The organism is Peribacillus sp. FW305-BF15, assembly GCF_058783805.1.
This window is the reverse complement of the sequence record NZ_JBYSYV010000010.1, coordinates 55,446-73,809: the sequence shown is the minus strand read 5'-3', so window position 1 is coordinate 73,809 and position 18,364 is coordinate 55,446. Positions and strand designations below refer to the sequence as shown.

Sequence of the window (18,364 nt, the reverse complement as noted above, 5' to 3'; positions counted from 1 at the left end):
TATTATGTTTCGAAAGCATCCTCATCACCGCAAGTTTTTAAACATAGTTGATTGGAGCGGGTGTGCGAGACTCCTGCGGGAATAGCGAGTCCAAGGTAGGCCCAACAGGCGAAGGGGCGCCGAGGAGCTCCCGGACCGCCCGGACCGCCCGCGGAAAGTGAGTGCCCTACGTTCCAATCAACGTCCAAATTTGTACAGTCTTTATGGGACACTCATAAATTGAGGTCCCCCTTTCATAATGTATTACGGTAATGAAGTTTTATATTGTTCCATTAAATCACCTGCATATAAACTTGTTATCATTAAGAAAATGGCAAGCCCAATGTATATTGAGAACCAGATGACTTTTGTTTTGAGACTCGATGAGTAATAGGATTTCTCTTTATCCCTAATTTCAGTTTGTTCTTGCACTTCTTTAAAGAACTTTGCTGCTATTCGTTCATAGGTGCCTATATTTTCAAAATCGGTCGGTCCGTTCTGGTATTCATTCGTATTAGCAGCATCCATTAAGGATCTATACATATTTAATTTTACCTCGGTCAGCTGTTTTTCTTTTAGTTTATTATCATTAAATAGCGGGATATGCCAACTCTTCATGTTGTTAAACTTTTCATATTGTTGGCTCGATTCCATATTCCAAATATTAACCAGGCGAATTTTTTCTTCATCTGTTGCAGCTGCATATTGTTCTAGTTGCCTTAATCCAAATTGATTCAATTCAATGATGATGTCTCTTTGATTTCTGGTTGTCTCGCTACGAATTTCTTTCCACCACTTAGAAATGCCCAATAATAAGAAAAGAATTAAGAATGGATTTGGATGGAGAAATAAATATACAACCATCCCGATAATCCCTACTACCCAAAGCTTTGTGGAGATGACTCCCACTATACGTCCTCCATCAAGAGGGTGCACAGGCATTAGATTAAATAGGTTAATCATGGCTCCAAGTGTAATAACTAAAAGCCAAAATGGATTTTCCGTCATCATAAATAAGGGGATGGCTGGTAGAAATGCTAATGTACCTAATAAAGGACCTCCGAAGGCAAGATAAGCTTCTTGGTTAGCATTCTTGGGTTCTTCCTTAAGGGCAATTAATGCTCCGACAAAAGGGATGAAAATGGCATTGGATGTTTTGATGCCTTTTCTCTTTGCAGCAAGTAAATGCCCCATTTCATGGATATAAATTAGATAGACTAGGGCTACGGCAAATTTCCAACCGTAAACCAAGGCATACGCTCCTAATGAAACGAAAATAGAAATCAGGGAACCTACTTTTGCTAATTTCAATAGCGCAAACAACCATTTCATTTTTCCAAGGAAAAATAACCCGATTGCCCCCAAACCTACCCATCCTTTTTTCGATTTAGATTCTTTCAAAATGTACCTCCTAGAGTAAATGGGAAAACAGATGACCCCAGTAACACTATGTCTATCTGAGCTCCTTCTTGATTTATAATCTTACTAATATCCTTATTATATCGTATTGGATAATCCATTTATTATCATCTTAGTGATATTTTTCTAGAATATTAACTTTCATTAAGATAGAGTTCTGTCCTTAATATTTAGGGCCCTAACAGGTCATCAACTAACAAAGGCTCAAATCCTTGATGTCACAGCATATCCAAATATCATTCCTGTGTGTTTTTATGCATTGCACAAAGTTGCACAGAAAATGCATGTGAAGGTGAATCGTTCGTTGCATGACGCTAGCCACTTTGGTACACTATGCAGAAGTGCATTTCAGCTAGGATTGACTATCGAATGATAGATAAGATGCTGTCACCTTTACATAATTCATGGTTTTGTAAGCGGTGGCGAAATATGGTACAAAACCTTAACAATATAAAAGTTTTTCTAAGAAGACCATCTGTTCCCTCATACAGCAGGAGTTGTATGGGGGCTTGTATTTTAATGAGAATTTTCTGTTTAGATGAAATAAGGAGGAAGCAATGAACAATTATAAATTGACCATTCAATATGATGGCGGGCGCTATAAAGGCTGGCAGCGACTTGGTAATAGTGATGATACGATCCAAGGGAAAATAGAAAATGTATTAACGGAAATGGCAGGGGAAAAAATCGAGATCATCGGATGCAGCAGAACGGATGCCGGTGTACACGCCCTTGCTCAAATCGCCAATTTTAAGATCGGTGAAAATCTGACTGAAGTTGAAATCATGGATTATTTGAATAGATATTTACCAAGAGATATCAGCATTGTCGAGGTTACGTTAGTCCCTGAACGTTTTCATGCACGTTATAATGCTAAGGATAAAACCTATTTGTATAAGATCTGGAACGAGCCATATACAAATCCTTTCATGCGAAAGTACAGTATGCATGTAGAGGAAAAGCTGGATATCACTAGAATGAAAAAAGCATGTCAACATTTTATAGGTGAACATGATTTCACTGCTTTTTCAAATGCAAAATCCAAGAAAAAATCCATGGTGCGTGAAATATATACCATTGATATAGAAGAGAATGCCGGCTTCATCGAAATTACGGTGCGAGGCGATGGATTTCTTTATAATATGGTTAGGAAGATTGTCGGGACGTTGATAGAAGTAGGGTTAAATGAAATAGATGCTGAAAATATACCAAGTATTATAGAGTCAAAAGAAAGAATCCAAACGGGCCGTATGGCGGAGGCAGCTGGGTTATACTTGGTAAAGGTTGATTTTTAGACCGGATATTGATGCATGTGTTAATGAATGTAATGTGTACAGGCAGTAGAAAAAGGGAAGTAATAGGGAAGAATGGTAAAGCGGAAAGTACGAAAGAAGGAGAGATTTTCATGAGATTAGCAGGAAAGAAAATAATCAGTCTTGTGCACCATGATTTTGAAGATTTAGAGCTTTGGTATCCGATTTTACGTTTAAAAGAAGAAGGGGCGATCGTTCATCTCGCCGGAGAAAAGTCGAATGAAACATACATTGGAAAATATGGTGTACCAGCCATTTCTGATTATGAGTATGGCAGTATCAAGGCTGAAGAATATGATGCCATTCTTGTACCGGGCGGTTGGGCACCCGACAAAATTCGCCGGTTTCCTGAAGTGATATCCCTTATCCAAAGCATGGAAGAAAATAAAAAACCCATTGGGCAAATTTGTCACGCTGGTTGGGTGTTGATATCCGCGAAAATTTTACAGGGGAAGAATGTAACGAGTACACCTGGCATTAAAGATGATATGGAAAACGCAGGGGCAACTTGGATAGATGAGCCCGTCGTCGTAGATGGACACCTTGTGTCAAGCAGGCGTCCGCCTGATCTGCCGGATTATTTAAGGGAATTGATAAACGTGATTGAAAAGGGTTAAATCCATAGTACGGTGAAAAAGTGTTTTTTCCTTCTGGAAAAAACACTTTTTTTATCCATACCCAAATTTATTTTAATAGTGATAATGATAAAGATCATTCCCTTGATTGATCCTTAATCAAATCAATATATAAATTTCCTTTTGTCCCTACGACAGCATACGAGATATCAAAAACAACAAGGTTCCTTTTTTTGAGTTCAGCCATCAACCATCCTTCATTGTAGGTGTGTGTGGATAGGTTATCATATAAGATTTTTCCGTCATAGACCAGTTCAATCGGTACAGAACCTGCTGGGGGCAGTATTGGTAAATCCTGCTTGGTGGCATTTTGGTATTGTTCTTTTTTTAATACAGAGAGTGAACCATTTATCTCTAAAATGGCACATTCAACTTCATCTATGTTGAAGATATCTTTTCCCCGCAAAGCCTGTTTAAGAGAATCCAGTGAATACCCCATCCGTTCCATTGACTCTTCAAGAATTCTTCCTTTTTGAATTAAAGTGGCAGGTTCTCCGGCAATCCATTTCCCGAAACGCGGATTTCGAACCGCTAGAAGATTGAGCATGAAAACGACGGTACCCATAATAATTATGGAAATGATGAAATACAGGAATTTAATTTTAATATTGAATGCTAGATTTCCTGCAATTGTCCCCATCGTAATGGAAGCGATATAAAGGTGATAGGTCTTCTGGGCAATTGTCTGTTTACCGAGAAGTTGGACAAATACCCATAATAAAATAAAAGAGGTAAAGGTTCGAAAGATGATTTCAACAGATTCCGACATGACGATTTCTCCCTTACAAAACTCCCGACAGTTCGTTTGAGATAGTATGTTCTTACACCTTGCCATTTATTCTGTAAAGGAAACAGACAAGAAACCGTCTTTGATTTGGGAACCCCTCTTGAATTAATAGATATAAACGATTGGTGCGATACATAAAAAATGAATTATGAAACAACATTCAATAAACCAGGCATTCATATTAGTGAAATATCATGAAGCAAGCCGCTCAATACTTGCTTCTTTTTTATTTGATGAATCCATGGATATGTTTACTTAGTATCGATTAAGAAATTTCTACGAATAATAGTATCAAAATACATTTGCACGGGGGTATGTTTTGAGAAATATTCAGGAAATTTTCATTGACGATTTAAAAAGCATTTATAAAAATTTCTTTGTTTGTATCGTAGTCGTCTTTCTCATGTTCATCCCTTCCATTTATGCGTGGTTTAATATTGTTGCATCATGGGACCCGTATGCAAACACGGAAGGAATTCTTGTCGGTGTTGCCAATAATGATAAAGGTGCGGAGTTAAATGGCAAAGCCGTGAACATAGGCAAGGAAGTAATGGAAGGGTTAAAGGATAATAAGGATCTGGGCTGGAGGTTCACATCGGAAAAAGAAGCGATAGAAAAGGTGGAAAAGGGTGATTATTATGCATCCATCATCATTCCGGAGAACTTTTCCGAACATATTGCGACGATCATGACCGATGACCCTAAGAAGGCGGGGATTGATTACTATGTTAATGAAAAAATCAATTCCATTGCTCCTAAAATTACGGCAGCGGGTGCCAACAGCATTGTGGACAATGTGAGCAAAACCTTTATCAAATCAGCCAGTGGGAGTATCCTTGCAATCTTTAATGAACTGGGAATCACCTTGCAAAACGAGTTGCCGACGATTCAAAAAATGAAGAATATGGTTTATTTATTAGAGGCTGAACTGCCTGAGCTTGAACAAAATATCAAAACCGTTCAAACACATGTCAAAAAGGCTGAAGATATCATTAAGAGGGTCAATGATGGCCTGAATTCGATAGAAGGAATAACATCACAGAAGGACAAATTGGTATCGGACGTTTCTAGTTATGTAGATTCAACAAGGCAGGCATTCGAAGGAATCAATCCCCTCTTGAAAAATGATATTGCGAACATAAGGAGCGATAATGAATCCATTTTAGTGCTGGCAAACCGGTTAACGGGTCAGGATTTACCTGACAATGAGTCGGATCAGCTAGTGGAACAAGGTGTAACGAGGATAAATAAAGAGTTGTACCTTTTGGACAGTATGTATAATTTATTGGTGAGAGTCAATCAATTTAATGAGAAAAACGTGCTTCAGCCAGAAATACAGCTGGTAGATGAACTAAGGGATAATGCTTCGAACCAACTTCAAGCGCTGAATGACCGAGCATACGGCAATCTTATCGAACTTGGCAGGAACAATGATCAAGTCTTGGCAAGCTTCCAGGAGAGCTATTCAAAGGAAACGGGGCCAAAATTCAATGAAATCTGGAATGAAACAGAAGCAATATTGAATAATGTCCAGCTTACGATGGAGGAGGGAACCAAGGTTCTTCCTGAGGTGAGGACGCTGTTGAATGAGACCAATCGAACATTGGAAACACGTACAGCGGATATTGATAAGTTACAGAATAAGTTTCCGGAAATCGAAACGAAAATAAAGGCTCTGGCTTCTAAAATGAGGGAAATTGATAAGTCTTATAATATGGAAGAAGTGATCGATTTCCTAAGGAATGATATTGAACAAGAAAGTGAATTTTTTTCAGAACCAGTTCTGCTCAATAAACACAGTCTCTTTCCGATACCGAACTATGGATCCGCCATGTCTCCTTTCTTTACGGCACTTTCCCTTTGGGTCGGCGGTACAATATTGATTTCCATGCTTAACGTGGGTGTTTCTCAAAAGGTCTACAGCCCGTATCAAATTTATATCGGGCGGTATCTAATATTTTTCATCATTGGGGTGATGCAGGCCCTTAGTGTTTCTATTGGGAATATCGTCCTTATCGGTGTTTATGTAGCGGATAAATTTGAGTACATCCTGTTTTCCGTTCTGATAAGTACGGTATTTACACTCATTGTCTACACCTTCGTTTCCGTTCTTGGAAATATTGGAAAAGGGATAAGCGTCGTTTTGATGGTCCTTCAAATATCAAGTTCAGGAGGCACCTTCCCCATTCAAGTCACACCGCCCTTTTTTCAGCATATTAACCCTTTCTTGCCATTCACCTATGCTGTGGGTTTGCTTCGTGAATCTGTTGGGGGAATAACCTGGAGTGTAGCTGGCAAGGACATTTTTATCTTGATTCTCTTTTTAATAATCACGTTCATCTTAGGTGTCATTTTGAAAAAGCCTCTGCATGCAAGGACACAAAAGATGAAGGATAAATTGTATGGAAGCAGGATTTTTTAAGGTAATTGAAAGAGTGCTGTGACCGCGGTTAACTGAAGTTGAAAATTATGGATATATTCAGCCTGAACCCTTAAAAGGGGCTCGGGTTTTTTTATTTGCTGAATGGTATTTATAGATATGTATTTTTATGTAGGTTTGGAATATTCATCAATACATTGACAGTTGAATAGAAAAATACCGATAAATTAGAATTTTTGCATTTTTATAGTTGACAAAAACCATTGGATTAATCATTATTAAGAAATAATGTTTAGTAAATCGATGCGATATAAAAGTGGGGTGACTTTATGTATTTAACAATAGATGGTATTGAAAAAAGTTTTAAGAATGAAAAGAAAGAAAGCATAAAGGTGCTCGATAAGATAAACATAGAGGTCGAGAAAGGAAGCTTCGTTTCAATCGTCGGCCCTTCAGGATGTGGTAAATCCACGCTCCTTTATCTGATTGCCGGCCTTGATAAAGCAGATGTGGGTGAAATACGTGTAGCTGGGAAAAAAGTGGTGAAGCCAGGTCCGGAACGGGTTGTCGTGTTTCAGGAGGCGGGTTTATTTCCTTGGCTGACAGTACTTGAAAATGTTACATACGGATTGAAGATAAAGAAAATGCCCAAAGAAGAGGCAAAAGCCAAGGCATTGGACATTTTAAAGATGGTTCACCTCAGCCGATATGTTGACTCCTATCCTCATCAACTCTCAGGAGGAATGAAACAGAGGGTAGCCATCGCAAGAGCGTTGGTGATGGAACCGGATATCCTGTTGATGGATGAACCATTCTCCGCACTTGATGAGCAAACGAGGATGGTTTTGCATAAAGAGCTGCTCGAAATCTGGAGAAAAACTAAAGTGACGATCTTTTTCGTTACCCATAATATTCGCGAGGCTGTTCAGCTTTCCGAAAAAATTATCGTCTTTGCTACCCGTCCCGGGAAAATCAAAGAGACGATTTCCGTTCCTTCCATGAAAGATGGAGTTATGCCGGATAGTGTAACTTTGCATACAGAACAAAGGGTTCTATCGATTTTGCAGGAGGAAATTGAAAAAGTGCTGAAGGAGGAAATGGGGAATGATTACAGCTTTAAGACGAATCATATTCATCGCGATGATAGCGGGGATATGGGAAGTCACATCTAGACTTTCCAGTCTTCCGGATTTCATGTTCCCAAGCCTGACTCAGGTTTTGGAAACTCTGTTTAAGGGACTGATGAGCGGACAAATAACCGAAGCCATCGGAAAAAGCCTTGGCCGTATCCTGATCGGCTTTATGATTGCCATTATAGTAGGTCTGATATTAGGATATTTCATTTGGCGCTTTAAATTGGTCGAAGACACTTTAGGATTCGTCGTGACGGCTTTACAGTCCATTCCGAGTATCGTGTGGTTCCCTTTGGCGATCATTTGGTTTGGATTGAATGATTTTTCGATCCTCTTCATCGTGACCATCGGCGCAACTTGGACGATGACGGTTAATGCAACAAGTGGCTTCCGGAATGTACCCCAGTTGTATCAGCGGGTTGCCAAAACATATGGATCGACCGGATTTCATTTTCTTCGCACGGTGATTTTACCAGCATCCGTCCCGCAAATAATATCCGGTCTCCGAATTGCATGGGCCTTTTCCTGGCGTGCATTGATGGCAGGTGAATTACTTGGCGGGGGAGGCGGTCTGGGCCAATTGCTGGAAATGGGCAGATCACTTGGACAAATGGATTTGGTCATCTCCGTGATGATCATCATCGCAATCATCGGAACAATCGTGGATAATGTCGTCTTCTCCCGTCTTGAACGTAATGTTCAACTGAAATGGGGAGTGAAGTAACGGTAGTTTAATAAAATAATAGTTATAAAGGAGAGAAAAATATGCTGAAAAAATCATTCTTTGCCCTTATTCTGTCTGTTTTGTTAATCGGAATAGTAAGCGGATGCACTCAATCCAGCAGTAATGATGAAGAAGGGAAAGGGGCCGGGGGGAAATCCGTGAAAATTGGTTATTTTCCTTACCTAACCCACAGTGCAACGATCATTGCACTTGAAAAAGGCTTTTTCGAAGAAGAGTTCGGTAAAGATGTCAAGATTGAAACCAAAACAGTGGCCAATGGAGGATTATTCATGGAAGCAATGGCCACAAACGCCATTGATGTCGGAACGGTCGGGCCTGGTCCATTGCTTAACTTTTACGTGAAAAACCCTGAATACCACCTGATCTCCGGGGCTGTTAATGGAGGTGCCGTACTTGTGGCTAGCGAAGGCAGCAAGGTTACGGATTTAAAAGATTTGGCCGGTAAAAAGGTAGCGATTCCCGTTATTGGAAGCACACAGGATGTCATGCTTAGGAAGGCCCTTCAAGATGTAGATTTAAAACCGACTACAAATGGGGGCACAGTTGAACTGTATGCGGCAGCACCTGCTGACACAACCGCCCTTTTTGTTCAAAAGTCTGTCGATGCAGCAGCGACCCAGGAACCATGGGGGTATGTATTGGAAAACCAGGCAAAAGGAAAGCTGGTGCTTGACTGGGATCAATTTGCATGGGGAAAAGATTCACCTAACACGGTAGTGGCTGCAAGCCAGAAGTTCTTGGATAAAAAGGGGTTCGCTGCTTCCTATTTGAAAGCGCATGAAAAAGCGGTGAAGTTCATACAGGAAAATCCTGAAGAAAGCCAAGAACTGGTTATTAAGCATTTGAAGGAACTGACTGGAAAAGAATTAAGCAAAGAAGAAGTGGCTTCAGCATTTTCACGCCTTGAAGTGACAACTGAAGTTAATGAGCAAGTCATTCAAGAAATGGCCGACATAAGCAAGGAAGCCGGTTATATCCCTAGCAGTGATATAAAAGGCATGATCGATTTATCAATTCTTGAAGAAGTGTCCAAATAACAAGCAAGCGCCTCAGCCATCCTGGCTTTGGCGCTTTTTTTAAAAGGCCGGATTAATCCATTTTAATTAAGCGGGGAAATAATCCTCCATATAAACACCTCAGGTCATGAATTTCCTTTATGGACAGATTTGATCCAATGCTTGGATAACATGATCAACCTCCTCCCAGGAATGGATGGTAGCGCCTGAAGCCAGTGAATGTCCTCCACCATTGAATTGACGTGCGACTGATGCGATGGGAATATTCCGTGAACGTATCCTGACACGGATTTCAGAAGGGTATTCGATGAAGAAAGCCCAGATTTTATTGTCCCTGACACTTGATAGCGTATTGACTAAATTCGAAGCTTCGAGTCGATCCACCCCATACATATTTAAAAGCTCGTCCGTAATAATGAAGTAAGCTACCCCTTTATCAGTTACCTTGAAGCTCATGAGAATGTCTTTTTGAAGTCGGGAAGCGTTTTTCGGCTTAACATTAAGGCTGTTATGGATTCTTTCTGGCTGAATATTATAGGTTCTTAAGTGCGAAACCATTTTTAATGTCCTGGGAGTTGTATTCCCATTCGTGAAATTCCCTGTATCACTAAGTATTCCTGCATAAAAAGATTTAGCCGCTTCTTTATTCATGATGAAGCCTTCTGGAAATTCCAAGAATAAATCAACAAGCATTTCACTTGCAGAGCTATAAGAAGGGTCGACCCAAGAAATGTCCCCGAATTGTTCGTATTCGGGGTGGTGGTCAATTTTGATCAGCATGTCTCCATGATCATATCGGGAATCACTGATCCGTGAAATGTTGGCAGTATCACAAACAATCACTAAGGCACCTTTATATTTGTTATCGGAAATGACATCCATATCACCTATGAATAGAAGCTTGTCCACTTCCTCGCCTACCGCATAGACTTCTTTAGAAGGGCAGGAGTCCTTCAATAGCTTCTTTAAACCGAGTTGTGATCCCAATGCATCCGGGTCCGGATTTACATGACGATGAATGATGATTGTGTGGTATTTCTTGATCGATTCGATTATTTCCATTTTTTTATTGTCCATAGCGCCATCCCCTTTTTAAGCTTTCCTTGTCTGCCGTGCGACGATTGATAATATGTAAAATTCATATATTGACAGTTATACCTATTCAATCATCACATGCCAAACGAGTAAAGGCAATTCCGATTACTTTGGATGGGGGGGAGTCCTGAGGCATACGGAAAGTATACGGAACAGATGTAATAAAACACTCAAACAAAATTATTGCAAAATTCAAAAAATACAACTATACTTAATTTACCAAACCGATGACAACAAGTTACCTTGTTGCATGGCCGGCTTGACATAAAAAACTGGAATCCATAAAAATTGACTTGGTTCACTTGATCTTCCTTTGCAGGAAGACAGTTCGTGGATAAGGGTCAGTGAAACATTCAATGTAATGACATTGTTGGTTTTACTGGCTCTTTTTTGTGTATCCATGACAGTTTGAAAGGGGTGATGATATGAATGGAGCTTTGGAGGGAGTCAGGATTATCGATGTATCCCGTGTTTTGGCGGGGCCGTTTTGTTCAATGATTCTCGGCGATTTGGGTGCCGATGTCATTAAAATCGAGCATCATGAATCAGGGGATGAAACGAGAGGGTGGGGGCCGCCATTCGCCGAAGGGGAAAGCGCTTACTATTTATGTGCCAATCGAAATAAGCAAAGCATGACCTTGAATTTAAAATCTGAGGAAGGAAAAGAGATTTTCCGGAAGTTGGTGGCTTCAGGGGATATAGTGATTCAAAATTTCAAGACAGGCACATTGGGAAAACTGGGGTTGGGTTATGAGGATTTAAAGGAAATCAACCCCAAACTGATCATGGCTTCGATTACAGGATTTGGTTTAACCGGTCCTTATAAAGATTTGCCAGGCTATGATTATATCATTCAAGCGATGAGTGGTTTGATGAGCATCACCGGAGAGAAAAATGGGAGTCCCGTGAAGGTCGGAGTGGCCATAGCTGACATATTGACTGGCTTGTATACATGCATTGGCATTTTATCCGCTTTACATCATAGGGATAAATTGGGGGAAGGCCAGGAAATTGATATTTCATTGATGGATTGTCAGGTTTCTTCATTGGTGAATGTCGCCAGCAACTATTTATTCAGTGGCTTGACCCCTGAAAGAATGGGGAACCAACATCCAAATATCGTTCCATACCAGACGTTCGGGACAAGGGATGGAGAGCTTGTCGTGGCTGTGGGAAATGATGATCAGTTCAGGAGATTTTCAACCGTTATAGGCAGACCTGATTTAGCGGAACAGGAACAGTTTAAACATAATGAAAAGCGTTTGCAAAACAAGGAAGAATTAATACCGATAATAGAGGATTCGTTGAGAGGTAAGACAAAGAAGGAATGGAAAAGGCTGTTTGATGATGCAGGGATACCGAATGGTCCGATTAATGATATAGCAGAGATGTTCGAGGATCCGCAAATCATCGCAAGAGGCATGTTGGTGAGCATGGAACATCCCACAATCGAAGATCTTAAAGTGACGGGATCTCCCCTGAACCTTTCAAAAACACCGGTTACCATGAGAAAGCATCCGCCTCTCTATGGCGAGCATACCGATTCCATTTTGGCTGAAATAGGATATAGTCCAGATCAAATAAGCAAATTCAAGGAAAATAAAATTATTTAGGAGGAATTTTAATGATGAATTTCGAATTAACAGAAGAGCAGCAAAGTGTGAAGAAAGTGGTAAGGAAATTTGTGGATAAGGAAATTATTCCATATATTCAAGAGTGGGATAGGCAAGGTCAATTCCAGCCGCATATTTTAAAAAGGTTAGCTGAATTGCAGTTGATGGGCGTGTGTATACCCGAAGAGTATGGCGGGGTCGGAATGGATTATAATACCCTAGCCATCGTTTGTGAAGAGCTGGAGCGAGGAGATACGGCTTACCGAACTGCAGTTTCTGTACATACAGGGTTGAATAGCATGACCCTGCTTCAATGGGGGACGGAAGAACAAAAACAGAAATATTTAGTACCCCAGGCAAAAGGAATCAAGATTGGTGCTTTTGGGCTGACTGAACCGAATGCAGGGTCTGATGTAGCGGCAATGAAATCAACGGCAAAACGTGTTGGGGACCATTATATCTTAAACGGGTCAAAAACATGGATTTCGCTCTGTGATTATGCAGATCATTTCCTCATTTTCGCCAAGACGGATCATGATGCCGGTTCAAGGGGAATCACTGCCTTTATCGTGGAACGGACTTTCGAGGGAGTGGAGTCGAAAGCCATTAAAGGAAAATTAGGAATTCGTGCAGGGAATACAGGCGAGATCTTTTTAACGGATGTAAAAGTTCCGGTAGAGAATAGGCTTGGTGAAGAAGGTGAGGGCTTTAAAATTTCCATGTCGGCATTGGACAGCGGCCGGTTTACAGTGGCCGCAGGTGCTGTAGGGTTAATAGAAGCAAGCCTGGAAGCAAGCTTGAAGTATTGCCATGAACGAAGCACATTCGGAAAAGAGATTGGCAGGCATCAGCTCGTTCAACAAATGATTGCCAAGATGACAGCAAATTTAGAGATTTCCAGATTGCTGGTCTTTAAAGCGGGCACCTTGAAAAATCAAGGAAAAAGGAATACGAAGGAAACATCACTTGCCAAGTGGATATCATGTAATGCTGCTAATGAAGCGGCCAATGATGCTGTTCAAATTCATGGTGCCTATGGCTACTCGGATGAATATCCAGTCGAACGTTTTCTGCGGAATTCAAAAGCTCCGGTCATTTACGAAGGAACCCGTGAGATTCATACTGTAATGCAGGGTGAATACGCACTTGGCTATAGACAAGATAAAGAGCTTCGCAAGCAATTGCCTGCATGGCCCTTCGAGCAAGTTTCCGTACATTAACTATAGATAGAGGAGATCAGATCAGATGATGAACACATACTTTATTGCAGGGCATGCAAAACTTCCACAAGGGATGGCAGCGAGAAATATATATGATTCAATCACGATCACGGTGGAGCTTGACTTTAAATATGGAGTAATAGTCGAGGCTTCCTGTACGCTTGCTACAGAGCATGGCAGGGAATTCATCCGACAACTGCTGCGCGGTTATTGCCTGAAAGATGGTATCGAAGAATTGATTGATCGTGTGCAAAATCATTATCGTGGGAAGGCTGGTCAAGCCATTCAAGCAGGGCTGAAGGATGTGTATGCACAGTTCGAATTGGTCTCCGTTAAATAAGTGAAACCGAAAAGGGTCCTACCGTATGTAAGAGGGTAGGATCCTTTTTTATAGGTTCAGGTACATGGCAAATAAGTCCACTGTCATTATAAATGGCCGTGTTTTTATTGTTTAAGGAACGGGACATTTGAATGGATATAACGATCGTGATAATTTTAGGCTGTTTTCCCATACTTTGTTGCTATTTACCAGGTAGTGAGTTGTGGTTGATTTCCCCTCCAGATGCTCGCTTTCCGCGGGGCGGGCGGTGAGCCTCCTCGGCGTAAACGCCTGTGGGGTCTCACCTGTCCCGCTGCTCCCGCAGGAGTCTCGCACTTCCGCTCCAATCAACCTTAAATCGTTTCGTTTTAAAAACAACAATCTTTACGAAAAGAGCCTAATTTTAAAAACACAAAACTCGCCCCTATAGGACGAGTTTTGTGTTTTTTTATAGAATTTGGACTTTAAAGTAAAGCTTAATATCCAGTAAAAAAATATTAGTTGTACATTAAAACGGTACCATGAAACTAGAAGCACCTTTTCCGGTTATTGCGAAAGTTATTGCCGCAAAGCCAACTGCAGTGGTTGGACGAACACCGGTTTCTGTTGGAGCGCCGTTGTCTGCTGCATATGGAACACCGGTTTCTGCTGGTGCGCCTTTGTGTGCTGCAAGTGGACCTCCTCCTGCTGGTGCGCCTTTGTGTGCTGCAAGTGGACCTCCTTCTGCTAGTGCGCCTTTGTGTGCTGCATGTAGATCTCCGTTTCCAGCAAGAGCGCCTTTGCGTGCCGGAAGTGGACCGATTCCTGCTCGTGCAACGTTTAGTGCTTCTGCGGGAAGTTCGCCTGTTATTGTTGTTTTTACGTGAAGAACGGCCTTTTGAACATGGGTCATTATGCATGAAATCGCTTAAGCCGAAGGAATTAGCTCTATCCACCGCATTTTGTATATCACGATTAATGTCAGACATATTTATATATCCCCCTTTCTATACGTTAAACTATGCGCTTGTACGTAATATGCCAGAGATAATAGCACATTTTTATTAAATATTTGTTTTTGGTGACACCCCTCGCTTTTTTTCCATAATTTAATAGGAAAGTGAAAGGGAAGGGTTAGGTTATATGAATGCTGACAAGAAGCTGCCTGTGTATCAGCTTTTTATTCCACCAGTTAATTTAATGGAGCTTCGCAGAGATATATGGTGCAATGATCCTTTACCTGCAAAGTTAACGATCAACAAAAAAAAACTTGATATTGATATTGCTTACCGTGGCTCACATATCCGAAGTTTTCGGAAAAAATCCTATAATGTAGTCTTTTATAAACCTAATACTTTTAAGAATGCCAAGGAAGTTCATTTAAATGCCGAATATAAAGATAAATCTTTACTAAGGAATAAATTATCTTTAGATTTTTTTGCAGATATAGGGACTTTATCACCGAAAGCCCAGTTCGTTTTCCTAAATCTAAACGGAAAGGACGAGGGAATATATCTGGAATTGGAATCAGTGGATGAATATTATTTGAAGAAAAGGGGGCTCCCCAATGGGTCCATTTTCTATGCAGTGGATGGTGATGCCAATTTCTCATTGATGAGCGATTTGGATAAAGGAATCAAAAAATCATTGGAGATGGGCTATCAAAAAAAATGCGGGACAGAAAAGGAGGAATTATATTTACAAGAGCTGATCCTCCAAATCAATACAATTTCAAGAGTGGATTTTGAAAAGGAAATCGTAAAATATGTCGATGTGGAAAAGTATCTGCGCTGGCTGGCCGGTGTCATATTCACGCAAAACTATGATGGGTTCGTTCATAACTATGCTTTGTATCGAAATGGAGATACCGGTCTATTTGAAATGATTCCATGGGATTATGATGCGACATGGGGCAGGGATGTTAACGGGAAAGTGATGGAAGAGGATTATGTGGGAATCGGGGGGTTCAATACATTGACTGCTAGAATCCTTGATGTAAGGGGATTTCGTGTCAGGTACCAAGAACTTCTTAAGGAGATTTTGAACAATCATTATACCGTGGCCTATATGAAACCTATCATTCAGGAAATGCATGATCAATTAAGGCCATATGTATCAAAAGATCCATATATCAAGGGGAATAAGGAGAAATTTGATGATGAGCCCGAATTCATCCTGAAATTCATTGAGGCCCGTGCGAAGTATATAAATAGCCACCTGTATAAATTGGATTAATAATTCCTTTCGTTTAGAGATGGAACAATGAAAAATATAGTGGCAGGAATGCTGAATAAAAAGCATTCCTGTTTTTTTCTGCACGATTCCATTTGCTTTTCTATACTATTACAGCTATGTTTGATAGAAAGGTATAATCTAAAGTAATGAAGGATGGGAATGGATTGACTAATCATAGCCGCAGACCGGCATATATATATACATTTACATGCACCCCTGACGAACGCTCATTATCTAAAATGGAGATGCGCTCGTTCTTTGGCTTTGAGACTTCAGGGGATATTTTGAAAAGTGATATAGCCATTGAACCGAGCAGGAGCCCTTTTATAAAAGGGCGGGTCGACATCATGTTTGAAGGGGAAAGCATATCCGAAATCGTTGAGCAAGTAAAAGGTATTCATTTGCCTGACTCGACATTCAAAGTATTATTCGTGAAAATTAATGATTTGAATAAAGAAGCAAAGATAGATTATGATGGACAGCGTGAAATTGAACGTCAGATTGGCTGGCACATTCAGGGAAATGCCGATGTGCGTAACCCTGATCAGGTCTTTGGAATCGTGACGCTTGGCGGTCGTTGGTATTTTGGGAAGTATGTCAAACCTGAAGCGGTTTGGTTAAAACATATGAAGAAGCCCCGTGAATATTCAACAGCGCTTAGCACGAGAGTGGCGAGGGCCATTGCCAACATTGCCGTTCCACATCCGGATGGGGTGAAGGCAATTGATCCATGCTGCGGAATTGGAACGGTATTGGTGGAAGCCCTTTCGATGGGGATCAATATTGATGGCCGGGATATCAACCCGCTTGTTACCGACGGTTCAAGGGAGAACATTGCCTATTTCGGACTCGAAGGTGATGTAACTACAGGTCCGATTTCGGAGGTCACCAGTAAATATGATGTAGCGATTATCGATATGCCTTATAATCTATATACACATGCGACGCCGGAGGATCAGCTATCAATCCTTAAGCACGCAAGGAGCTTTGCTGATAAGGTCGTTGTCGTAACGATCGATACGATGGATCATATGATTGAAGAAGCTGGATTTGAGATTGCTGATCGATGTGTTGCCAGGAAAGGCATTTTTTCCAGAGAGATTGTCGTGTGCGTGTAAGTATCTTCAGCAAGAAAAGGCTGAAATTTCAGTGTCAATTAGACAAATAAAAAGAGCTTTGCTGCCATCTGGCTTCGATATTCAACCGATGCCAGATGGCGGACAAGTCCCCTTTATAATTAAGTTTCAAAATCGACTAGATTCCGGGTGTAGATGAACTTTCAGGAATTTTTTCATAGTCTGATGGATTAAGATTATGAACCGATCCATCTGTTACGCCATTGATAATACCCATTAGCCCCGTTTCAACCGTTTTTACGAGCTGGCCATTCTTTTTTTGCCCAAAGTTTTGTGTTTGACCACTAACTTCAAATAGAACCGTCCCACTTCCGTTTAAAGCAAACGTCCCTAAAGCAGTTCCTGGCAGGTCAATGGATTGATCATATAATGAAATATTTGTGAAAACTGAATTCCCTTTTGCTTGCAGTGCATTATACGCAGTAAGTGTTAACTGACGGGAGAAATCATATTTGAAATCATCTGCATACTCTGCATATTTAGCACCTTCTGGAGTGCTTGGGTTAGGAACGAATTTACCCGATATTGACATAGTTGCACGCTCATCAGTTCCTTCGAGATATGGGAATCCTTGATGATGAAGATCGATAAAAACATCCACTTTCCCGAATTTCGATTTTAACCCTTTATATGTGTCACGGAGCGTTTGCGCTTCGGGGGTAATAAACCAGCCTGGCTTTTCAGATGCCCCCGGGAAGTCTTGAGGTTTTGGTACATAATTTAGGTCTGGATTGAAGTCACGATTAACATCAAATCCCGGTTTGCTAGCATAGTCGTCTCCTGATCTGGGAGTAGTGTAATAGTTCCAAGTAGGTTTTGCATTAGAAAGTTGGGGGAATTTACCGACAACTTCAGACCATTTCATCTCATTTCCACGACGATCAAGCTCTGAGCCGTCTACGTTCATCATTGGAATGGCAACAATTGTTAGTTCATCAAGAACTTTCTTTACCTCAGGCGAGTTACTTTGACCAAGGTTTTTAAGAATGTTCAATAACGCGACAGTTCCTGTTTTTTCATTTCCATGAATTTCACTTTGAATAAGAACGACTTTGTCACCATGACCGACAGTCACTTTTTGAATGGAACGGCCCTGATTCGTTTTTCCGGCCACTTCTACATTGACTATCCCTGCACTCGCTTGCTCAAGTTGATTTAATTCTTTTACAAGTTCGTCATAATTTAGGAATGCTTCGGTAGAAAGGTTCGTTCCACCTGTCGGATTTGGTCCTCTTTCAGCTAAGCTGACATTTGGGCCAAGTAATGTTGCGGCTACTACTGTTGAACTTAAAACCTTTAAAAATTTTCTTTTCACAGCAAATCCCCTATTCTGAAAATATTTAATATTCAGATAATAAAT

General features: G+C 40.7%; 16 protein-coding genes and 2 pseudogenes. 11 read left to right on the top strand and 7 right to left on the bottom strand.

Features of this window, described 5'->3' with window-relative positions:
* Positions 1-243: 243 nt before the first annotated feature.
* A complete protein-coding gene (locus AC3WLU_RS12505; RefSeq protein WP_492597335.1) occupies positions 244-717 on the bottom strand; it encodes a hypothetical protein in 474 nt (157 codons plus the stop codon).
* Positions 718-787: 70 nt separating this feature from the next.
* Positions 788-1,380: pseudogene (locus AC3WLU_RS12500) on the bottom strand (site-2 protease family protein); the annotation flags it as partial.
* 575 nt (positions 1,381-1,955) lie between these two features.
* Between AC3WLU_RS12500 and truA the strand changes: the two are divergent.
* Both truA and AC3WLU_RS12490 read left to right on the top strand, forming a co-directional pair.
* The gene (gene truA / locus AC3WLU_RS12495) at positions 1,956-2,693 is read left to right on the top strand and encodes a tRNA pseudouridine(38-40) synthase TruA (RefSeq protein ID WP_369315625.1); all 738 of its coding nucleotides are present in this window, start codon (positions 1,956-1,958) and stop codon (positions 2,691-2,693) included.
* Positions 2,694-2,803: 110 nt separating this feature from the next.
* Positions 2,804-3,328 (top strand): type 1 glutamine amidotransferase domain-containing protein, encoded by a 525-nt coding sequence (locus AC3WLU_RS12490; protein WP_492597334.1) that lies wholly within the window; start codon positions 2,804-2,806, stop codon positions 3,326-3,328.
* Between the two features lie 94 nt (positions 3,329-3,422).
* On the opposite strand, the gene AC3WLU_RS12485 is transcribed toward AC3WLU_RS12490, so the two are convergent.
* Positions 3,423-4,115, bottom strand: coding sequence for a DUF421 domain-containing protein (locus AC3WLU_RS12485; protein WP_427525953.1), 693 nt, complete (start codon positions 4,113-4,115; stop codon positions 3,423-3,425).
* A gap of 337 nt (positions 4,116-4,452) precedes the next feature.
* Between AC3WLU_RS12485 and AC3WLU_RS12480 the strand changes: the two genes are divergently transcribed.
* The 4 genes from AC3WLU_RS12480 to AC3WLU_RS12465 all read left to right on the top strand — a co-directional run bounded on the left by AC3WLU_RS12480 (position 4,453) and on the right by AC3WLU_RS12465 (position 9,428).
* Positions 4,453-6,555: a YhgE/Pip family protein gene (locus AC3WLU_RS12480; RefSeq protein ID WP_492597333.1), complete on the top strand. Its 2,103-nt coding sequence runs from the start codon at positions 4,453-4,455 to the stop codon at positions 6,553-6,555.
* 287 nt (positions 6,556-6,842) lie between these two features.
* The gene (locus AC3WLU_RS12475; protein ID WP_057278916.1) at positions 6,843-7,685 is read left to right on the top strand and encodes an ABC transporter ATP-binding protein; all 843 of its coding nucleotides are present in this window, start codon (positions 6,843-6,845) and stop codon (positions 7,683-7,685) included.
* Positions 7,618-8,370: an ABC transporter permease gene (locus tag AC3WLU_RS12470; RefSeq protein WP_034314377.1), complete on the top strand. Its 753-nt coding sequence runs from the start codon at positions 7,618-7,620 to the stop codon at positions 8,368-8,370. Before AC3WLU_RS12475 ends, AC3WLU_RS12470 begins: the two co-directional genes overlap by 68 nt.
* A gap of 41 nt (positions 8,371-8,411) precedes the next feature.
* Positions 8,412-9,428 carry an aliphatic sulfonate ABC transporter substrate-binding protein gene (locus AC3WLU_RS12465; RefSeq protein WP_492597332.1) on the top strand — a complete coding sequence of 339 codons (1,017 nt, stop codon included), beginning with the start codon at positions 8,412-8,414 and terminating at the stop codon, positions 9,426-9,428.
* A gap of 117 nt (positions 9,429-9,545) precedes the next feature.
* Here the strand turns inward: AC3WLU_RS12465 and AC3WLU_RS12460 are convergent, their stop codons facing one another.
* Positions 9,546-10,484, bottom strand: a complete 939-nt coding sequence (locus AC3WLU_RS12460; protein WP_492597331.1) for a DHH family phosphoesterase — start codon at positions 10,482-10,484, stop codon at positions 9,546-9,548.
* 443 nt (positions 10,485-10,927) lie between these two features.
* Between AC3WLU_RS12460 and AC3WLU_RS12455 the strand changes: the two genes are divergently transcribed.
* The 3 genes from AC3WLU_RS12455 to AC3WLU_RS12445 are packed head-to-tail and all read left to right on the top strand — an operon-like array spanning position 10,928 to position 13,675.
* Entirely contained in the window at positions 10,928-12,115 is a 1,188-nt protein-coding gene (locus tag AC3WLU_RS12455) for a CaiB/BaiF CoA transferase family protein (RefSeq protein WP_278088984.1), read from the top strand.
* Between the two features lie 14 nt (positions 12,116-12,129).
* Complete coding sequence (locus AC3WLU_RS12450; RefSeq protein ID WP_054400504.1) at positions 12,130-13,335, top strand: acyl-CoA dehydrogenase family protein; 1,206 nt, start codon at positions 12,130-12,132, stop codon at positions 13,333-13,335.
* Between the two features lie 28 nt (positions 13,336-13,363).
* A complete protein-coding gene (locus AC3WLU_RS12445) occupies positions 13,364-13,675 on the top strand; it encodes a DUF3870 domain-containing protein (protein WP_095679647.1) in 312 nt (103 codons plus the stop codon).
* 487 nt (positions 13,676-14,162) lie between these two features.
* On the opposite strand, the gene AC3WLU_RS12440 is transcribed toward AC3WLU_RS12445, so the two are convergent.
* Positions 14,163-14,546 (bottom strand): hypothetical protein, encoded by a 384-nt coding sequence (locus AC3WLU_RS12440; protein WP_492597366.1) that lies wholly within the window; start codon positions 14,544-14,546, stop codon positions 14,163-14,165.
* A gap of 22 nt (positions 14,547-14,568) precedes the next feature.
* Positions 14,569-14,622, bottom strand: a pseudogene (locus AC3WLU_RS12435) (hypothetical protein); the annotation flags it as partial.
* Between the two features lie 154 nt (positions 14,623-14,776).
* On the opposite strand from AC3WLU_RS12435, the gene AC3WLU_RS12430 reads away from it, so the two are divergent.
* Positions 14,777-15,868: a CotH kinase family protein gene (locus AC3WLU_RS12430; protein ID WP_187050645.1), complete on the top strand. Its 1,092-nt coding sequence runs from the start codon at positions 14,777-14,779 to the stop codon at positions 15,866-15,868.
* Positions 15,869-16,014: 146 nt separating this feature from the next.
* Positions 16,015-16,986, top strand: coding sequence for a TRM11 family SAM-dependent methyltransferase (locus AC3WLU_RS12425; protein ID WP_492597330.1), 972 nt, complete (start codon positions 16,015-16,017; stop codon positions 16,984-16,986).
* 136 nt (positions 16,987-17,122) lie between these two features.
* On the opposite strand, the gene AC3WLU_RS12420 is transcribed toward AC3WLU_RS12425, so the two are convergent.
* On the bottom strand, positions 17,123-18,319 hold the full coding sequence (locus AC3WLU_RS12420) for a M14 family metallopeptidase (RefSeq protein WP_063577030.1): 1,197 nt from the start codon (positions 18,317-18,319) through the stop codon (positions 17,123-17,125).
* Positions 18,320-18,364: the final 45 nt, after the last annotated feature.